The 19,380-nt window shown below is 36.9% G+C and carries 20 protein-coding genes; 6 read left to right on the forward strand and 14 right to left on the reverse strand.

From position 1 onward, the window contains the following. Positions 1–22: 22 nt before the first annotated feature. The 4 genes from QUF99_RS18680 to QUF99_RS18695 all read right to left on the reverse strand — a co-directional run bounded on the left by QUF99_RS18680 (position 23) and on the right by QUF99_RS18695 (position 4,623). The gene (locus tag QUF99_RS18680) at positions 23–1,264 is read right to left on the reverse strand and encodes a S1C family serine protease (protein WP_289371874.1); all 1,242 of its coding nucleotides are present in this window, start codon (positions 1,262–1,264) and stop codon (positions 23–25) included. Positions 1,265–1,621: 357 nt separating this feature from the next. Then, complete coding sequence (locus tag QUF99_RS18685; protein ID WP_289371876.1) at positions 1,622–2,299, reverse strand: response regulator transcription factor; 678 nt, start codon at positions 2,297–2,299, stop codon at positions 1,622–1,624. 18 nt (positions 2,300–2,317) lie between these two features. Further along, positions 2,318–2,770, reverse strand: a complete 453-nt coding sequence (nrdG, locus tag QUF99_RS18690) for an anaerobic ribonucleoside-triphosphate reductase activating protein (protein ID WP_289371878.1) — start codon at positions 2,768–2,770, stop codon at positions 2,318–2,320. Next, complete coding sequence (locus QUF99_RS18695; protein ID WP_289374700.1) at positions 2,767–4,623, reverse strand: anaerobic ribonucleoside triphosphate reductase; 1,857 nt, start codon at positions 4,621–4,623, stop codon at positions 2,767–2,769. Before QUF99_RS18695 ends, nrdG begins: the two co-directional genes overlap by 4 nt. A 237-nt stretch (positions 4,624–4,860) precedes the next feature. Here QUF99_RS18695 and plsY point away from each other — a divergent pair, with 237 nt between their 5' ends. Further along, a complete protein-coding gene (gene plsY, locus QUF99_RS18700; RefSeq protein ID WP_289371880.1) occupies positions 4,861–5,457 on the forward strand; it encodes a glycerol-3-phosphate 1-O-acyltransferase PlsY in 597 nt (198 codons plus the stop codon). 108 nt (positions 5,458–5,565) lie between these two features. Further along, entirely contained in the window at positions 5,566–5,856 is a 291-nt protein-coding gene (locus QUF99_RS18705) for a HesB/YadR/YfhF family protein (RefSeq protein WP_289371882.1), read from the forward strand. A gap of 26 nt (positions 5,857–5,882) precedes the next feature. Here the strand turns inward: QUF99_RS18705 and QUF99_RS18710 are convergent, their stop codons facing one another. After that, the gene (locus tag QUF99_RS18710) at positions 5,883–6,302 is read right to left on the reverse strand and encodes an acyl-CoA thioesterase (protein ID WP_289371884.1); all 420 of its coding nucleotides are present in this window, start codon (positions 6,300–6,302) and stop codon (positions 5,883–5,885) included. A gap of 109 nt (positions 6,303–6,411) precedes the next feature. Here QUF99_RS18710 and QUF99_RS18715 point away from each other — a divergent pair, with 109 nt between their 5' ends. Further along, entirely contained in the window at positions 6,412–7,704 is a 1,293-nt protein-coding gene (locus tag QUF99_RS18715; RefSeq protein ID WP_289371885.1) for a glycoside hydrolase family 18 protein, read from the forward strand. A gap of 16 nt (positions 7,705–7,720) precedes the next feature. Here the strand turns inward: QUF99_RS18715 and tlp are convergent, their stop codons facing one another. The 5 genes from tlp to QUF99_RS18740 form a co-directional block, all read right to left on the reverse strand. Next, positions 7,721–7,945 (reverse strand): small acid-soluble spore protein Tlp, encoded by a 225-nt coding sequence (gene tlp, locus QUF99_RS18720; protein WP_289371887.1) that lies wholly within the window; start codon positions 7,943–7,945, stop codon positions 7,721–7,723. A 103-nt stretch (positions 7,946–8,048) separates the two neighbouring features. After that, positions 8,049–8,183: an acid-soluble spore protein SspN gene (gene sspN, locus QUF99_RS18725; RefSeq protein ID WP_000527988.1), complete on the reverse strand. Its 135-nt coding sequence runs from the start codon at positions 8,181–8,183 to the stop codon at positions 8,049–8,051. 43 nt (positions 8,184–8,226) lie between these two features. After that, positions 8,227–8,370 (reverse strand): FbpB family small basic protein, encoded by a 144-nt coding sequence (locus tag QUF99_RS18730; protein WP_289371889.1) that lies wholly within the window; start codon positions 8,368–8,370, stop codon positions 8,227–8,229. 338 nt (positions 8,371–8,708) lie between these two features. Further along, a complete protein-coding gene (locus QUF99_RS18735; RefSeq protein ID WP_483298639.1) occupies positions 8,709–9,650 on the reverse strand; it encodes a 3'-5' exonuclease in 942 nt (313 codons plus the stop codon). Positions 9,651–9,801: 151 nt separating this feature from the next. Then, positions 9,802–10,377, reverse strand: a complete 576-nt coding sequence (locus QUF99_RS18740; RefSeq protein ID WP_289371893.1) for a TlpA family protein disulfide reductase — start codon at positions 10,375–10,377, stop codon at positions 9,802–9,804. Between the two features lie 199 nt (positions 10,378–10,576). On the opposite strand from QUF99_RS18740, the gene QUF99_RS18745 reads away from it, so the two are divergent. Continuing rightward, a complete protein-coding gene (locus QUF99_RS18745; protein WP_289371895.1) occupies positions 10,577–11,164 on the forward strand; it encodes a DUF4306 domain-containing protein in 588 nt (195 codons plus the stop codon). Between the two features lie 44 nt (positions 11,165–11,208). Next, complete coding sequence (locus QUF99_RS18750; protein WP_289374703.1) at positions 11,209–11,520, forward strand: YmzC family protein; 312 nt, start codon at positions 11,209–11,211, stop codon at positions 11,518–11,520. 126 nt (positions 11,521–11,646) lie between these two features. Here QUF99_RS18750 and acnA read toward each other — a convergent pair whose 3' ends face one another. Further along, positions 11,647–14,370, reverse strand: coding sequence for an aconitate hydratase AcnA (gene acnA / locus QUF99_RS18755; RefSeq protein ID WP_289371897.1), 2,724 nt, complete (start codon positions 14,368–14,370; stop codon positions 11,647–11,649). 292 nt (positions 14,371–14,662) lie between these two features. Here acnA and sspO point away from each other — a divergent pair, with 292 nt between their 5' ends. After that, positions 14,663–14,812 carry a small acid-soluble spore protein O gene (gene sspO / locus QUF99_RS18760; RefSeq protein WP_020063103.1) on the forward strand — a complete coding sequence of 50 codons (150 nt, stop codon included), beginning with the start codon at positions 14,663–14,665 and terminating at the stop codon, positions 14,810–14,812. Between the two features lie 422 nt (positions 14,813–15,234). Here the strand turns inward: sspO and QUF99_RS18765 are convergent, their stop codons facing one another. From QUF99_RS18765 to QUF99_RS18775, 3 genes are all read right to left on the reverse strand, one after another. Then, a complete protein-coding gene (locus tag QUF99_RS18765) occupies positions 15,235–17,226 on the reverse strand; it encodes a DUF3880 domain-containing protein (protein WP_289371902.1) in 1,992 nt (663 codons plus the stop codon). A gap of 31 nt (positions 17,227–17,257) precedes the next feature. Next, on the reverse strand, positions 17,258–18,262 hold the full coding sequence (locus QUF99_RS18770; protein ID WP_289371904.1) for a polysaccharide deacetylase family protein: 1,005 nt from the start codon (positions 18,260–18,262) through the stop codon (positions 17,258–17,260). 90 nt (positions 18,263–18,352) lie between these two features. Then, the gene (locus tag QUF99_RS18775; RefSeq protein ID WP_289371906.1) at positions 18,353–19,222 is read right to left on the reverse strand and encodes a polysaccharide deacetylase family protein; all 870 of its coding nucleotides are present in this window, start codon (positions 19,220–19,222) and stop codon (positions 18,353–18,355) included. Between the last annotated feature and the right edge of the window lie 158 nt (positions 19,223–19,380).

Here is a 19,380-nt window from a genome sequence, read left to right on the forward strand (position 1 = left end):
AATACGAAAGAGACTTTCTTTATTAATTCGTAGCAGCCGAGTTATCTGCTAGTGTAGCTGTTTTCGTCATTTTTTCACCATTACGATAGAATGTAACTTCAATTTTGTCTCCTACTTTTTTCTTCTCATACAAGTATTTACGGAATTGAAGTGCATTATCAGTTTTCTGACCATCTAATGCTATAACAATATCATATTGCGCTAATCCTGCTTTTTCAGCAGGTGAAGCTGTAAAAATCTTACTTAATATAACACCATTTGTTACATCTTTTGGTAACTTTAATTGATCTAATGCATATGGTTGTACCTCTTCAAGAGATGCTACTGCTACACCCATTGCTGGACGTTTTACTGTTCCATCCTTTTCAAGAGATTCAATGACTGGTTTTGCTACATTAATTGGGATAGCAAATCCAATCCCTTCTACTTCCTGCTGTGCGATCTTGCTAGAGTTGATTCCGATAACTTCACCATTTTGATTGAATAATGCTCCCCCACTATTACCAGGGTTGATTGCTGCATCTGTTTGAATAACTTGTGCTTGCCAATCTGCACGTTTGTCACCATTGATGTCAACTGGAATTTCACGTTCTTTACTACTAATAATCCCTTCGGTTACACTGCCATCGAAGCCTAGCGGATTACCAATCGCAATTGCTGATTCACCAGCGCGAATTTTACTTGAATCACCAAGAGTTGCCACTTTTGTTATATTTGAACCATCAATCTCTACAACAGCTAAATCTAACCAAGGGTCTTTTCCAACTAATTTTGCGTCGACCGTTTTTCCATTACTTAGTTTTACCGCTAGTTTATTCGCACCGTCCACAACATGATTATTTGTTACAATCAGAGCTTTATTCCCAACTTTTTTATAAATTACACCAGATCCTGATCCAGCCTCTGCTTCTTGCCCCGCTGGCTGCATGGCAAATGGATCAATATTTTGTTGCATATTGATTACACCAACAACAACATCTTTCGCTCCTTCAATCATACCAGGTAGATCTGTTTCATTTTTTGCTTTATTCACAACAGGAACCGCCGTTCCCTCTACTTTTGAATTAGAAGATAATGGCGATGAAACAGCTGTTCCATTTCCATTTGTCCATGGCATATATGGTGCTGCGAAACTAATTGTAACAGCCCCGATCACAGCTCCAACTAAACCAGTGAAAAAATAACCTTTTTTATTGCCTGATTTTCTTACTTCTCTCATTTCTCTATGCTCTTCATTCATATTTGGTCCATCATAATAGCCCATCATTTATTTCCCCTCTCTGCTAAATTCGTATTTTCAGTATAGTCACTGTTTGTGTCCTTCTTGTGAACTCATCGTGAAATCCGATTAAAAAAATACTTCTATACGTATTGTAGACAAAAAATAAGTAAATTGTACATATTTGCGCATACAAAAGAGAGCGTCATATACTATGATTTTTATCCCGTATTAACGGACAGTAAGACCCCCACCTCAAAATTCAAAGAGAAACAAAAGAAGATAGGTGGGAGATAACTGCCCGTAAAAGCCCGATTGGTGAGGGCTAATGATCAATGGGAGATGAAGAAAAACCCCACTGATAAAAGTTTCACTTTATTTGACTCATGTTAAATACAAGTACTACTCCTCAAACTTATACCCAACACGAATGACAGTTCCAATATGTTTTGCTTTGTCACCTAGTTTATTTCGCAATTTTTTTATATGTGTATCTACCGTACGATCATCACCATAATAATCATATCCCCACAATTGGTCTAATAAATGTTGACGAGACAACACAATTCCTTTATTCTCCATTAAATAAACAAGAAGTTCGAATTCTTTATGTGTTAATATGATTTCTTCTTCATTAACAGTTACTGTACGTGAAAGACGATTCACATCAATTCCAGCCATAGAGAGTACATGTTCTTCCGCCACGCCAACTGCTCCATCTGCACGCTTCAATAAAGTTTTCGCACGAGCTACCAACACTTTTGGACTAAATGGTTTTGTTACATATTCATCGGCCCCGAGTTCAAATCCTAACAATGTATCATCTTCATCGGAACGTGCTGTAAGCATAATGATGGGTACCGCAGATTCTTTCCGAATACGACGGCAAACAGACCAACCATCGATTTCCGGTAACATTATATCTAGCATAATTAAATCAATCGTATGTTCAGCAAATAGTTCTAGCGCTTGTTTTCCATCTTCCGCCTCGATAACTTCAAAGCCTTCATTGCGAAAATAATCGCTAACAATTTCTCGCAACCTTCTTTCATCTTCAACAAGTAATACCGTTTTATTCATCTGACCTATCCCGCCTTTTTACTCTTTCAATCGAATAATACGTTGATTGGAGCTTCCGCGAAATGGAAGTGTTAAATCTCTTTTTTCGAGTTCAAATCTTCCATCGACCAAAATATCCCCATAGTGTAACAACTCTATCATATCATTATTTCGCGAATTCTGTATCTCTTCTAACGTATAACCTGTGTAAATCCATAAATTTTTTTTCAAATCTTTTACAGCTTTTGCTACCTCTTTCACTTCGGCAGCTTGAAAAAACGGATCTCCACCTGAAAATGTTACATCAGTAAGCGGATTTTTTGCAATTTCTTTTATAATTTCTTCTGCGGTCATTTCGGTACCGTTACAAAGATTCCACGACTTTGGATTATGACAGCCAAAACAATGATGCGGACAGCCCGCAAAAAACACGACTGTCCGCAACCCTTCCCCATCTACAACACTATCATGAATAATATTCATTACTCTCATTTATGTTTCACCCGATCTGCTTCTTCACTACGCTTCGCACTGTTCCATTTCGACATGTCCCCGACAAGGTATCCAGTAATGCGGCGGATTCTTTCAATATGATGTTCATCCTCATTCCCGCAGCTTGGGCATCCATTCTCAATCACTCCATTATAGCCACAGCATTTACAGCGATCCACCGGGTGATTGATGGAACCATATCCAACCCCAAATTGTGCCATTGCCTGCACAATTTGCTTTAATGCTTTTTGATTATGAACGGCCGCTCCGTCCAATTCAATATACGTGATATGCCCGCCGTTACATAGCGCATGAAACGGTCCTTCTAAACGAATTTTATCAATCGCTTGAATCGAATAATACACCGGAATATGAAATGAGTTTGTATAATAATTATGATTCGTTACACCTGTAATCGTTCCAAACTCAGTGCGATCTTGTTTAATAAACTTCCCTGATAACCCTTCTGCAGGAGTTGCGATTAACGAGAAATTCAGCTGATGATATTCCGTTGCCTGATCCATTTTCTTTCTCATACATGTAACGATTTCATACCCAAGTTTCCATGACTCTTCATCTTCCCCATGATGTTTTCCTGTTAGCGCAACTAAACATTCCGCCAGGCCAATAAAGCCGATACTTAACGTACCTTGTTTTAAAATTTCAGCAACAGAATCTTCTGGTTCAAGCTTTTCACCACCGCGCCATACTCCTTGTGAATATAAAAACTGAAAATCTCTTGCTCTTTTTGTGGACTGATAAGCAAATCTTTCTAATAGTTGACGAATGCCAAGGTCCATATAATAATTCAGCGCTTCAAAAAAGGCTTCTTTTGATCCACTTATTAATGCCAATTTTACTAGGTTAATGGATGTAAACGATAAATTCCCTCTTCCAATTGCTGTCTCTTCCCCATGAATATTAGACATAACACGAGTACGACAGCCCATATAACACACTTCAGTTTCAGGACGACCATCGTAATGCACCGCATTAAATGGTGCATCTAAGAATGAGAAATTCGGGAACAATCGTTTCGCTGTCGTTTCTAATGCCAGTTCAAACAAATCATAATTCGGATCACTTTCTGCAAAGTTTACACCTTTTTTCAATTTAAAGATTTGAATCGGAAAGATTGGTGTTTCTCCTTTTCCTAATCCAGCTTGGGTTGCTCTTAACAATTGTTTGATTAATAATCTTCCTTCTTTTGATGTATCCGTTCCGTAGTTAATGGAAATAAACGGTACTTGTCCACCACCACGGCTATGCATACTATTTGAGTTATGAATAAATGCTTCGCAAGCTTGATACGTATCGTTTTCCGTCTCTCTCCACGCAAACTCTTCTACTTGCTCGGCTGTTAATGGGTACGTCGCTAAACGTTTTTTATTTCTTTCAAACGTTTTTCTCACATAAGGTGCTAACTCCATATCAAACAGTGCAAAGGATTGGCCGCCGTGCTGCATATTTTGGTTTGCTTGAAAAATAATAGAAGAAAGCGCTAGTGCACTTTTGATATCTTGTGGCTGTCGCATATGTCCATGACCAGTATGAAACCCTTTTTCTAACATTTGTGCTAACGGGATTTGCGAACACGTTGTCGTACCCGTTGCATAAAAATCTAAATCGTGCGGATATAAAATATTTTGATCTATCGCTTTTTTCACTTGTTCAGAAAGTAAATGTTCTATCGCATAATATTTTGCACTCTCAGATGCAAATGTCCCCATCATTCCCATTGGAGACCGACCGTCAACGTTTGCATTTTCTTGCATTAAATCTTGTTCATTCGCATGAACGATTTTTTCAAAAATCTCCATTAGATTCTCTTCACGGTCACTATTTTCTGTCATTACTTGATTCATTTCCTAACCTCCAACAACATCTTGTTAATCCAATAACGAAATGATACAACATATAGTTTGAATGAATCTGTGAAAAATGTAACATTCTTGTGAAATTTTTTTTAAGAAACTTTGAACATTTCATTTTTAAAAAAGAAATGTTCTCTTTATAAATGTGTGGTACAATATGTAGGAAAAACTCTTTTTACCCTTTATCAACACATTTGAATAAAGGAGACTGAACTTATGCTTATTACATATCTTTTATTTATCGTTGCTTATTTGCTCGGCTCGATTCCATTTGCACTTGTTGTTGGGAAAATTGGTTACGGAATCGATATTCGCGAGCACGGTAGCGGAAATTTAGGAGGAACGAATACATTTCGGACGTTAGGAAAAAAAGCGGGCTTCATCGTTACAATTGCTGATATTTTAAAAGGAACGCTAGCAACGGCTTTGCCGTTAATTTTCGTTTTAGATATCCATCCTCTTTGGTTCGGATTAGCAGCAGTACTTGGACATGTGTATCCAATTTTCGCAAAGTTCCGCGGCGGAAAAGCAGTTGCTACGTCTGCTGGTGTACTATTGTGCTATGCTCCAATTCTCTTTGTGATATTAGCCATTGTCTTTTTCACCCTGCTATTTACGACGAGATACGTTTCACTTTCTTCTATGGTAACAGCTGTCATTGCTGTTATTGCAGCAATTATTACCGGGGATAAAATCTTCATTGTTGCGATGTGTTTATTAGCTGGTATGGTTATTTATAGACATCGTGCCAATATCGGACGAATTATAAATAAAACTGAACCAAAAGCAAATTTAACAAAGAAACAAAAGTAAGGTTATGACCCACATAACGCAAAAAGAAAACGCAAAGCATATAAATGGCGTCTTTTTGCGTTATTTTTTATACTAAAGAAAAAGCGATATAGCTTGGAGGAACCTTACATGAATATTTCCATATCAAAAGAAGCAGTAAACTGGTATAAAGATGAACTAAAATTACAATCCGGCGACGCGCTTCGCTTTTTCGTACAATATGGCGGCTGTAGTACCGTACAAAAAGGACTTTCCCTAGGAATTCGCAAAGATGATCCAGCTCATCCAGCTGCCCAAATCCAAGAAGAAGGTATTTCATTTTTTGTTGAAGGCGATGATGAGTGGTTCTTCGATGGTCACAACTTATCAGTTATATTTAACGATGGTGATGACTTCCCTCAATTCCATTATGAAAAATAAAAAACGTGGCTTATGCCACGCTTTTTTTATTGCTTCTTAATTTTTTCATATGTCGCATACCACTCTGGATATAATTTTTTTAGTGATACTGGACGAAGCCCTTCTCTTTTTGCACAAATATTTGTTGTAGATGCTGTAATGCAAAGATCTCCATCTCCGTTATAAATCTCATATCCATATACAACACGCAGTGGGCTAACAGAATCTACCCATGTTTTCACAATTGCTTTCTCTCCATAACGCATTGCTTTACGATATGTAATTTGTAAATCTAGAACCGGTGAAACAATTCCGTCTTTCTCCATTTCAATATAAGAAAATCCTAATTCTCGAATAAATTTTGTACGCCCTAATTCAAGCCATACTAAATAATTCGCATGATAAACGACACCCATCTGGTCTGTTTCCGCATAGCGGATATCAATTTCGTGTTCTGCTACAAACATATTACTATCTCCTTCTCGTTCATGTTTCCTCGCATATATTTAATCATAATACAGAGAAATCAAAAATAAAATAGAAACGATGGATCTTTTTACTGAAAGGAGCGAGTATATGCTTCAAATCATAACTGTTCGCAGCGGAGATAGCGTCTACAGCTTAGCCTCTAAGTATGGTACAACACCTGAAATAATTGTAAAGGATAATGGATTAAATCCAGCGGAAACACTCGTTGTCGGTCAGGCGTTAATCGTGAATACGAAAGGAAACAATTACTACGTTCAACCGGGTGATAGTCTGTATCGAATTTCTCAAACATATAACGTTCCTTTTGCTAGCTTGGCAAAAGTAAACAACTTATCATTAAAATCACTCCTTCATGTCGGTCAACAACTATATGTACCAAAAGGAACAAAACAAACGATAGAATCCATTGCCTATTTACAACCTTCTACTATTCCAATTAAAGAAAGCTTAGTCAACTCTACAAAGGCAATTAATCCTTTTTTAACATATTTAGCCTACTTTAGCTTTGAACCACAGCGAGATGGAACATTGAAAGAACCGACAGACACTGCAAAAATCGCTGGAATCGCCGCTCAAGATCAAACTATTCCAATGCTCGTCATTACAAACATTGAAAATGGAAATTTCAGCACAGAGTTAGCCTCTATTTTTTTACGAAGTCCTACCATTCAACATAAATTTATTACCAACATTCTGCAGACCGCGGAAAAATATGGTATGCATGATATTCATTTCGACTTTGAAAACGTCGCACCAGAAGATCGTGAAGCATACAATCGCTTTTTACGAACTGTAAAAACACGATTACCTGAAGGTTATACACTAAGTACAACACTCGTTCCAAAAATAAGTTCGACACAAAAAGGAAAATTTTTTGAAGCACATGATTACAGAGCACAAGGAGAAATCGTTGACTTTGTTGTCATTATGACCTATGACTGGGGCTGGCAAGGTGGACCGCCGATGGCGATTTCCCCAATTGGTCCTGTCAAACAAGTACTACAATATGCAAAGTCACAAATGTCGCCGCAAAAAATTATGATGGGCCAAAATTTATACGGTTTCGACTGGAAACTCCCATATAAAGAAGGAAATCCCCCAGCAAAAGCAATTAGCTCTGTCGCAGCCGTTGCCCTTGCCCGAAAATACAATGTTCCCATTCGTTATGATTTCACTGCACAAGCACCTCATTTTAATTATTATGATGAAAATGGTGTGCAACACGAAGTATGGTTTGAAGATGCCCGCTCCATTCAAAGTAAATTTAATTTAATAAAAGAGCAAGGTGTCCGTGGTATTAGCTATTGGAAAATTGGTCTTCCATTCCCGCAAAATTGGCGTTTGCTTGTAGAAAACTTCTCCATTACAAAAAAAGGCTGACAACTGTCAGCCTTTTTTACGCATCATATCCAGATTCGTCTTTTATTTCACTTTTCAACGATTCAATACTTTCTAAACGACGCTCATTTTTCGCTTCAATCGCCGCGCGATCTTTTTCATTAGAAAGCTCCGCTGTTTCCTTTGCCTCATTAAAATTGTCAATTGTGTTTTGCACCATTTCTTGTAACTTTTCTTTATTATCACTACGGTCATCTGGATTTGCTTTGTATTGTTCTGACATGCTGTTCCCTCCTATATGAAATATACATACTACATTAGTTTGTATAAAATGAACTAAATTATGTACGTAAAAAAGAAGGAGAATGAAATCATTCTCCTTCTTTTTAGCCATTATCTACAATTGGTTGTTTACCCGTTTGGTCTTGCATTTGCTTCCCTTTATTTCCACCGGCTTTTTTTGACTGTGTGCCAATCTGGTTTGGTGCAAAATCTTTTGAATTCTTTTTCGGATTTCCCATAACTCTCGCCTCCTTACAACTAGTATCATACTAGTTGTAAGAATTATTCAGCCTGTTTAAAAAGACGCATTTCATAACGCTTTTCAATCCGTTCTTCAATCCGTTCAATTGCATCACGATCGCTTAATAATTGCTGCTTATTTTCCTTCACAAGCTCTTCAAACGATTTCCGACGATTTCTTCTCATGCTGCTCATCCTTTCTCCTTCTCTTTCTTACCAGTTAGTATGAGCAAACGAAAAACTTTTTAATCAGATTTGTGAGAAAATTTTATGTTTTGTTAAAGCAACCTTTATTAATAATAAACAATTCCATCAGTAAGTCTTCAGCTACTGATGGAATTTAAAAGCAATCAACTGATATAGATTCATTACTATCCATCGGTGCGGGATAAAGTGAAACTTTAACCAGTGGGAGTTTTCTTCATCTCCCACTGATTATTAGCCCTCACCAATCGGGCATTTACAGGCAGTTATCCCCCACCTATCTTCTTTGTTTCTCTCTGAATCTTGAGGTGGAGGTCTTACTACCCGTTAATGCGGGATAAATTTAAATACTCTTCAATTTCTTCTTCTGCATTCGCTTCATTTTGTTTATAATTATTCAACGCCTGCATAACCGCATCATAGGACTCCAGAATATAAGCCTCTAACCGAGCGATATCGTCTAAACATTTAATCATAATTCGCGTTACACCTATTTCACTTTTCAAAGCTGTTTCACACATTACGGCCGGGTATGCCGCTAATACTTCCTGTTCTGTCTTTGCTGTTAACACATATTTCTTTCTTCCTTTTACTTTCAACCTTATAATCGGATAAAAAGCTTTTATATCCATATAACTCCCAACATTTGTATAACGAATCCACTCTACGTCTTTATTATGTTTCGCTAGCATTTCCTTTATCATTTCATACACTGCTTCTTCTTCAATCGTTTCCTTTGCTACTCTCTTTTGCCCCTCTTCTTGTATTGCTGCACATTTTTGATACACCGCTGCACATGTAAAACAATCATCAAGTGCATTATGTGAACTTAAATGAATACCCAGCATTCGTTTAAGTGTTTCTAGCTTATGATTCGGTGCGTGCTTCATATATTTCTTTGCTAAAAACACTGTATCAATTACGTGATTATCAGGTTCTGGTAATCTCAGCTGCTTCGCATTATTCTTTAAAAAACGTATATCGAACGATGCATTATGAGCAACAATTGTATCTTCTCCTAAAAAAGCTAAAAATGCCGGCAATACATCCTGAATTGTTGGTGCATCCGAAACACGGTAGTTTGTAATTCCCGTTAAACTTGTAATTCGGTTAGGAATAAACCGTTCTGGATTCACAAAAGAAACAAATTGCTCAGCAAGCTCATGATTCCGATATCGAACCGCTGCCACTTGAATGATTCGATCGTTATACGGGTTAAATCCTGTCGTTTCAAAATCAATAACAACATAATCTCCTATCATTGGTAAATGTCCCACATCATTCGCTCCTCTTACTATCGTATAAATTTCTTTCATCATATCACGAACAAGCTATTTGATAAAAAAGAAAAGACAGAACTGGCATCTTGCCAGCCCTGTCTTTTCTACATCTATTCACGTGTGAAAAACTACGCTACTTTACTCTCGCAATCCGCTTTTCCATCTCTTTTAATGTCATCGGTCCAATAAATTTATCTTGAATCACGCCTTTTGTATCCAGAAAATATGAAGTTGGGATTGTAATTACTTTATACGTCGTCGTAACCGTTATATCTTTATCGAGTAAAACAGGAAATGTAATTCCCTTTTCTTCGGTGAATTTTTTCACCTTCTCCTCTCCACTAGCACCTTCAGAAACGGTATAATTCACAGCTAATATTTCCACATCTTCCTTATGCTTCTTATAAAAAGCTTCCATGTCTGGCATCTCTTTCTGACACGGACCGCACCATGTTGCCCAGAAATTCAAAATAACTTTCTTCCCTTTTAAATCAGAAAGCTTTACCTTTGTACCATCTAATTTTGATAACTCAAAATCTGGCGCGCTCTTCCCTACTTCTATTCCATTCTTTGCAATAACTTCTTTCATTGCTTCTTCACTTTGCACAGGCTTGTCTATCACCTGTTGCTCTTCTTTTCCGAACTTTTCATATACTGCGTAACCAGCTAAACAAAGTAACACAACAACAATCGTAAGTTTTCGCCACATGTACATCATTCCTTATATTTTGTGTCGTTTTATATGTCATTCCTAAAAAATCTATACTGTATACTTTATTTTAGCTTATACGGACAGCCTTGGAAATATTCCCCTTCAAAATAGAAAGAATATTTCTTACATTCATGAAAATATTTCCTTTTTATCATATAATAGGAATAATCACAATTTGGAAGGAGGATTCATTCCTTTGAGTAAAACCGTTATACACTGGCTGCAATATATCATCATTCTTCCCATTTTATTTTTCTCATTGTTTATTACAAGTTGGACTGCCAGCTATTTAAGCATTTCAGAGGACTGGAAAAATCATCTCGTCTTCACTCCTAAAACAGCCGACAACGCTAATCAAATTTATGAAATTGATAAATTGCTGTATGCCTTTAAGTACAATCCGCCTTTTACTACAATTTTTGTATTGTCAATTGTCTATCTGATTGGAATTATTATTGTTCGCACCTTATATTGGCGAAAAAATAAAACCGGGCTATTCAGTTTACAGCTCATGATACTTCTTCCCATTTTTCTATACACTTTGCTTGTCACAAATTCTATGGGAGCGATGATCTATGGAGAAGAAGATTGGAAAAACTCTCTCGTCTTTTCACCAAAAACAATTACAGATACAAATCAAATTTATTATATTGATAGATTGATATATGTTTTTCAACATCACCCTATTTTTAGCACAATTTTTGTTCTTACTTTTCTGTATATCATCGTACTCTTTGTAATCAAAATTTCTTGCCAAATTCGTTTAAACAAAATAAATAGATAAGGTGTTACTACGGGATAAATATGTGATGAAAGGTTGTGATTGCTATTGGAGAACATCCAATCGCTAAAGAACTACGCTATATGCGTATATGCTTGGTTATCTTTATTATCATTACATTATTTTCTGGTGGAGGAAAGGTTGTTGAAATTTCTTCAAATCATGATTCTTCTCCGGTTAATTTACAAACCAACAATATGACACAAATTGGTGAAAATATATTTGCGGTACGAGTAGAAAATGAGAATGTTATCAAAATTTTTAAATATGACCCAAATACAAATAAAATTACGCAGGTGAAAGAATTTAATCCTGAAGATGGTTCCACTTATGAATATCAACTAAATAAAGCTGAATGATAAAGTGAAACTTTATATAAGAAAAGGAAAGGGATGAAACCATGTGGTTTCATCCCTTTCCTTTTCGGTAACTAGTTCGCAAAATAAAAGAGCACCCTGTGCGAGCACTCTTTTATTTATATTTAATTAGTTAGACACCTTAGACTCTTCAATTTTCTCACGAAGAACCATTTGTAAAATACCACCGTGACGATAGTAGTCAATTTCAACTTCACTATCGAAGCGTGCTACTACTTCGAATTGTTTCGCGTTTCCTTCTGGATCAACTGCAACTACTTTTACAAGATCACGTGGTTTTACTGTTTTATCAACTTGAATTTCAAATGATTCGTTACCAACAAGACCTAATGTTTCTGCACTTTCGCCATCTTTAAATTGCAATGGTAGTACACCCATTAATACAAGGTTACTACGGTGAATACGCTCGAAGCTTTCTGCGATAACTGCTTTAATACCTAATAAGTTTGTACCTTTCGCAGCCCAGTCACGAGAGCTTCCCATACCGTAGTCTTTACCAGCTACAACAAGAAGACCTGTATTATCTTGTTTATATTTCATCGCTGCATCATAGATTGACATCACGTCGCCTGTTGGCCAGTATGTTGTGAATCCACCTTCTGTGCCAGGTGCGATTTGGTTTTTGATACGAATGTTTGCAAATGTACCACGCATCATCACTTCATGGTTACCACGGCGAGAACCGTAAGAGTTGAAGTCAACCGGCTGTACGCCATTTTCTAATAAATAACGGCCTGCTGGTGTATGTTTACCAATTGAACCTGCTGGTGAAATATGGTCTGTTGTTACAGAGTCGCCAAATTTACCAACGATACGTAAGCCTGATAATGTTTCCACTTCACCTGGTTCTTTTGATAAGCCTTCAAAGAACGGTGGGTTTTGAATATAAGTTGAATCGTTATCCCAAGTATATAAAGCTTCATTTGAAGTTTGGATCTCATTCCAACGTTCATTACTGTTAAATACTTGTGCATATTCTTTCTTGAATAACTCAGACGTTACAACACTTTGCACCACGTCTTCGATTTCTTTCGCTGTTGGCCAAATATCGTTAAAGTAAATTGGGTTACCATTTGTATCTTTACCAATTGCATCATTTTTCAGGTCGATATCAACTGTACCAGCAAGTGCATACGCCACAACAAGTGGTGGTGATGCTAAATAGTTTGCTTTTACAAGTGGGTGAATACGTCCTTCAAAGTTACGGTTACCAGAAAGAACAGATGTTACTAATAAATCATTTGCTGCAATTGCTTCTTCTAATTCTGGTGCTAATGGACCAGAGTTACCGATACAAGTTGTACAGCCGTAACCAACTGTTTGGAAACCTAATTGATCTAAGTAAGTTGTTAATCCAGATTTATCTAGATATTCTGTAACAACTTTAGATCCCGGTGCTAATGATGTTTTTACATAATCAGGTACTTTAAGTCCTTTTTCAATTGCTTTTTTCGCAACTAAGCCTGCACCAATTAACACGTATGGGTTAGATGTGTTTGTACAGCTTGTAATTGCTGCGATTGCAATTGCACCTGTTTTCATCGTTACTTCCTGATCTTTTAATGCAACTTTCACTTCTTTATCGAATTCTTGTTCATTGAACCCAAGTCCTTGCGTTCCAACTGGTGCCACAACTGCTTTATGGAACTCATCTTTCATGTTAGAAAGAGGAATTAAGTCTTGTGGACGCTTTGGTCCTGAAAGGTTAGATTCAATTGTATTTAAGTCGATTTCAACAAGATCTGTATAAATTGGATCTTTGCTGTCAACTGTATAGAATAAGCCGTTTGCTTTACAATATTCTTCAACGATGCGAATTTGTTCTTCGCTTCTTCCTGTTAAACGTAAGTACTCTAATGAAATATCATCGATTGGGAAAAATCCACAAGTTGCACCGTACTCTGGTGCCATGTTTGAAATTGTTGCCCGGTCAGCTAATGGCATGCTTTGTAAGCCGTCACCGAAGAATTCAACAAATTTTCCAACTACGCCTTTTTGACGTAATACTTGTGTAACTTTTAATGCAACGTCTGTTGCTGTTGTACCACTTGGAAGTGTGCCCGTTAATTTAACACCGATTACTTCTGGAACTGGGAAGTATGATGGCTGTCCAAGCATACCTGCTTCCGCCTCAATACCGCCAACGCCCCATCCAAGAACGCCGATTCCGTTAATCATTGTTGTATGAGAATCAGTTCCGACTAATGAATCTGGATATGCAACAAGTTCACCTTCAGCATTTTTCACTGCATGAACAACAGGTGCTAAATACTCAAGGTTTACTTGGTGAACGATACCTGTTGCTGGTGGCACTGCACGGTAGTTATCAAATGATTTTTGTGCCCAGCTTAAAAATTTATAACGTTCTTCATTACGCTTAAACTCTAAGTCCATGTTGAATTGAAGCGCGTCTGGTGTACCCGCTCTATCAACCTGTACAGAGTGGTCAATAACAAGGTCTACTGTAATTTCAGGATTAATTTTATCTGGATCCCCACCCATGTCTGCCATTGCTTTTCGAAGCGAAGCCAAATCAACGACAGCTGGAACGCCCGTGAAATCTTGTAAAATTACGCGAGATGGTTTGAATGGAACATCGATGTCTTGAACACTTTTTGTTCCCCATTTCGCTAAATTTTCAACATGCTCTTCTGTGATCACACGTCCGTCAACTTGACGAAGTACAGACTCAAGCAATACTTTAATTGAATAAGGCAATTTTGATACGTTGCCAACCCCTGCATTTTCAAGCGCTTTCAATTGATAATAATGATACGTCTTTCCATCTAGTTCGAATGTTGCACGAGATTGAAATGGATTATGTTTTACCATTATGGTTCCCCCCTGTTAAACGTGACTGAAGTTGTCTGAATATAAAATGTAGACAAATTTTTCAATACCTTACGATAATATCTTATTACAACTTTTTAAATAAGTAAATAATAAGAAACTTATAGTTATTCATAAGTTTTCTTTATCTTAATAAATTTGAATAGTCTTGGTTCCTCTTATGAATACTATTATCATAAAGCAAAGCTTTCTTTTCAGGAGCTTTGCTTCCCTGTTCATGAAACCGTGGACAGCTTACCATCCATTTAATATTTAATTGTAGAGGTGAAAACATATGGGTAAACGGAAAGCCAATCACGTTATTCCAGGAATGAATGCAGCATCAGCGCAAGGGCAAGGAACTGGTTATAATGAGGAATTTTCAAACGAGCCACTTACACCAGCACAGCGCCAAAATAATAAAAAACGAAAAAAGAATCAGTAACAAAAAGAAGCTGTCCTAAAAGACCATTGAACAACAACCTTTTGGGGACAGCTTCTTTATTTACATTTGTTTAATGGTATTGAGCGCTTCCTTCACGAAGTACCTGACTAAAAGAAGGATTACTGTAATTATGCGCATGAATATATAAACGTTCTGATGCACATTTCATGCCGACATATAATAATTTTCGTAACCGTATATCATTCTGAGATAAAGGAAGATATTATTATTAGCTAATTTTTTTGATTCATCACCACTTTGTGTGAAAAGTAGTGATGAATCAACTTTTTTAATACATAAGATGTTCTTTGCCTTGGTACTTCATCAACGAACTCAATTAAATCCAGTTTCTCTTAAACTTATAGTTTATAATAGGCTCCAAATTGAATAAATAAACGCCTTAGAAATTTTTTATTTAATAATTATGATAACATATCACTTACTCTTACAAGAGAGTATCCCTGATTTTTTAATTTTGAAATAATAATATCAGATGCTTCTTCTGTCGGAATTCCATTAAGATGAAATAACACAATATCCTGTTCTTTAATCTTTTCCATAATTCGGCTGACAATCATCTCAACCGGCGGCTCTTTCCAGTCTATTGTGTCTAAACTCCAATAAACTGTGTAAGGATATTCCGCTTTACTGGCAGCTTCTAAAACGTCTTTATTCCAATATCCGTAAGGAGGTCGAAATAGGGAGGCCCCTTGTTGCCCAAGTATAGTTTCGAAACATTTTTTTGTTTTTTCTAACTCACTAATAATCATAGGAATGGGTAGTTTGGTTAGATCTGGATGACTATAAGAATGATTACCTATTTCATGTCCATCTGCAAGGATCCGTTTAGCCAATTCAGGAAATTTTTCAACCCAGGTGCCTGTTAAAAACATGGTTGTTTGGATACCATGTTTTTTTAAAACATCTAAAATTTTTTCTGTTTCCTCAGCACTGTCACCTGCATCATATGTGAGTGAGACCATTTTTTCATCACCGAGACCTTTCGAAATAAGTACCGAAGAAGCCGGTTTTGCTATTGCTGTTTGACTGTCTATCTTCAACAATTGCCCTGCATAAATCAAGTCTGAGTTCAAGTTATTATCCTCTTTTAATTTTCGAACCGGAATCTCAAACTTTTGGGAGATACTTCCTAGTGTTTCTCCATGACAGATCGTATACAAGTTAAACTGATTTGAGGAAATAGAGGAATCCTCGCTCTTCTGGGATAGCAGTTTTTTTACTTTCAATGAAAATCCTGCATCAATAGCATCAGAAGTCAGTCCATTGACTAATTTGAGACTTTCTATTCCGATACCGAATTCCTTGGATATACTAAACAACGTATCACCATTACGTACGGTATAAACTTCAAATCCATCCTTCTGAAAGGTTTCCCTTTTTTCCTTTACTAAATGATAGGATCTCTTTTCTCCTTTGAACAAGCCCTGTCGAGTTAAGATGTCAATCATATACTCGGCTCGCTTTTGATAGGAGTGATTTTTAACTGCATCGATTCCGTTTTTCTTTATTTGTCTACCTTTTTCAGGGTTTGCTAAATATTGCTTGACAATGTTGATAGTTTCTTCAGGGGAACTCGATGTAAGCAAATCTTTTCCGGGGATAAATAGACGTTTTATTTCTGGGGTGTCATTTGTTAATAGAAGACTACCTGATGCGAGAATTTCATAGGTACGCTGAGTAAGTTGTGTTGGAAGATTTTGCAGGCCTAAAACTATTTCTGCTGAACTATACACTTTGTTAGCATTTGAATAATGAATGTATCCTCGAATCCAATCCTTTGGAATATCCACACCTAGAATCGGCCCCATTTGATCCCAATAGTTTCCATAAAAATCAATTCTAATGTTTTCTTTCAGTAATGGTGTGATTAAATTTTTCATGGATTCATGGCGATAGTGATCGGGGAAATAGCTAAGCTTTTTGGGATAAGCATTTGCAACAATTGCTAAAGATGCATGGAAATTCTCATCTGCTTCCACAGGAAAATGAACACTCTCATGATATGCAAAATCTAAATGTGCGGCAGGAATTCCCCGTTTTTCGTAATACTCTATCCTGTCTTTGCAAATGGTGAAAACAAAATCTGGTCTAGCTCTTTCGATATACGGCATCGAAAAAATTTCTGTGGACGTAGGATCCTCGGTCGCCCAGTAAATATGAGGAACATTAGCTTTTTCCACACTAGCACGAATTTTTTTTTGTTTTTTTACGGATGAGTTTTCTGGTCCCCAGCCCATCGTAATAATTAAATCGGGATGAAAGTCAGAAATCAATTTATCTAAATTTTGGTCATCAAGGGAGCCCGAAACTTCCACTACATGGCCTGCATCACGGAACCCATTTGGTAATCCGTAAACCCACATTGGATGACTTTCTAAAAATAAAATACGCATTTATGTCTCACCTCAAGAAGTAATTAGTTCGTTAGGAGTAAGATGTAGCATCCTCCAACATCTCTGGAATGGTCACAAACTTATAGCCTTGACTAGCCAGCTTATCGATAAGCACTGGAAGGGCTTCTAACGTTCCATCCAGCGGTAGTATATTAAGCGAATGTTGTAATACAATTGAACCTGATGATACCTCTCTCATGACGGTCGAAATAATGTGCTCCATTGGTAACCCCATCCAATCGAGTGTATCTACCGACCACATGACTAACTTTAAACCTAGATCGTCAATGATGTGCAAATCACTATTTGTAAAGAGCCCAAATGGAGGTCGTACTATTTCAGCCTTATACCCTGTAACTGAAGTGATTTCTTCATCTGTCCATTGTATTTCATTTTTCAATTCAGATGTGGTAAGTTCTGGAAACTTCGGATGACTCCAACTATGATTTCCAAGTGCATGCCCCTCCACAACAATACGTTTTAACATTTCCGGAAACAATTTTATTTGCTCTCCTACAACAAAGAAAGTAGCTCGTATGTTCTTTCTAGAAAGAACATCTAAAATCTTTGGTGTATATACATCATCAGGACCATCATCAAACGATAGAGCTACTTGTTTCTCATCTCCTACTCCCTTATGATAGATTATAGGTTTCAACGTCGGAGAGGTATTGGTTATTACGTAAACTCTTGAAATCTTCTGATTTTCCCAAACTATCATTCCTAACTTTTGAACCACTTCATATAAGGGAACACACACTTGTTCCTCTATCACCATTAAAGGAGTACAAAGGAGTCCTTGCTGAAAACTGTTTGTTCCTTTCATAACAAAGTAACCGTCTGATTGAAGGTTAAATAAGCCCAGAAATAACGTTTTTGTGTAAAAAAACGAGGCATATTTTTTATTATCAAAATCTACAGCTACACCTGTGTGTTTAAAAAATAGTGCAGGAACGAGGGTACTACCATTTATGATCCAATAATCTGTTTCCACTGGTTGGCCGTCAACGAAAATTGTCCCCTTCTCTACTTTCATACCATCTCTCCCTTCTGAGGTATGAATTTAAATTTTTTCTGTTCAAATGACAATATATCTTTGATTTCTCCACGTTAAGAAGGCAAAGTATTAAACTTCCGAATAACGGTCAATTACCTCTCTTTGTGGTGAAAGGAGATCACTTACTGTCACAATTTTTAATCCTTTATTCTTTATCGTCTTTAGCATTTCAGACAATGCCTTTACAGAAGATTCCGTAGGATGAATAAGAATGAGGAAACCCTTTTTTATGTTGGTTTTAACTTGATGAACCATTTCTTCCGGGGGCGGCATTTTCCAGTCCTGTGTATCAATTGAACTCAAAACAGTATACATTCCTTCCTTGACAGCCGTTCTAACTACTCTCTCATCAAACTCACCGGATGGAGGAGTGAAAAGCTTAGGTCTTACCCCAAGTTCCTTATAGATTACTTGATTGGTCTTCTTCAATTCCCATTCAATATATTCTAGTGTCTGGCCTCTCATATCCGGATGTGAATAGGCATGACTTCCAATTTCATGTCCAGCATTCTTAATCTTTCTTGCTAGCTCAGAAAATTTATGAGTCCATTCACCTTGTAGAAAAAAGGTAGATTTACATTGAGCTTCCTCCATAATATCTAACAAGATGGGGATATTCTCATTCCCCCATGCTACATTCACCATGATAGAAGCCATTGATTTGTTAGGATTCCCGAAAAAAATAGGTGCTGGTGGTAAACTTGAAATGAGAACCTTTGGTGTGATTTCCTCATAAACAAGCAATGTTTCATCCCATTTCCGATCTTTTATCAGGTTATTTAGCGATCCTTCCAAATTTATTTTAAGTCCATTATAAGCGGGGATTATCATCTCGCCTGAAACGAAGTTGGCATCCATAGGCTCGCTATCAAACTTTTTCTTCATCTCTATAATCCTATTACAAAAACCAGCATATTGGCTTTCTAAATTCATGTACATTTCCTATTCTCCTATTCAATAGATCTTCCTATTATCATATGATTAGTTTTGGTTCACGTTCCAGATTTCCCCACGGATGAACACATTTTAAATTATTTTGTGTACCTATCATGTACTATATTTTTCCAAAAGCATAATATATATATGGAAAACTTTTA

It is taken from the genome of Bacillus sp. DX4.1, from assembly GCF_030348195.1.
GTDB lineage: Bacteria > Bacillota > Bacilli > Bacillales > Bacillaceae_G > Bacillus_A.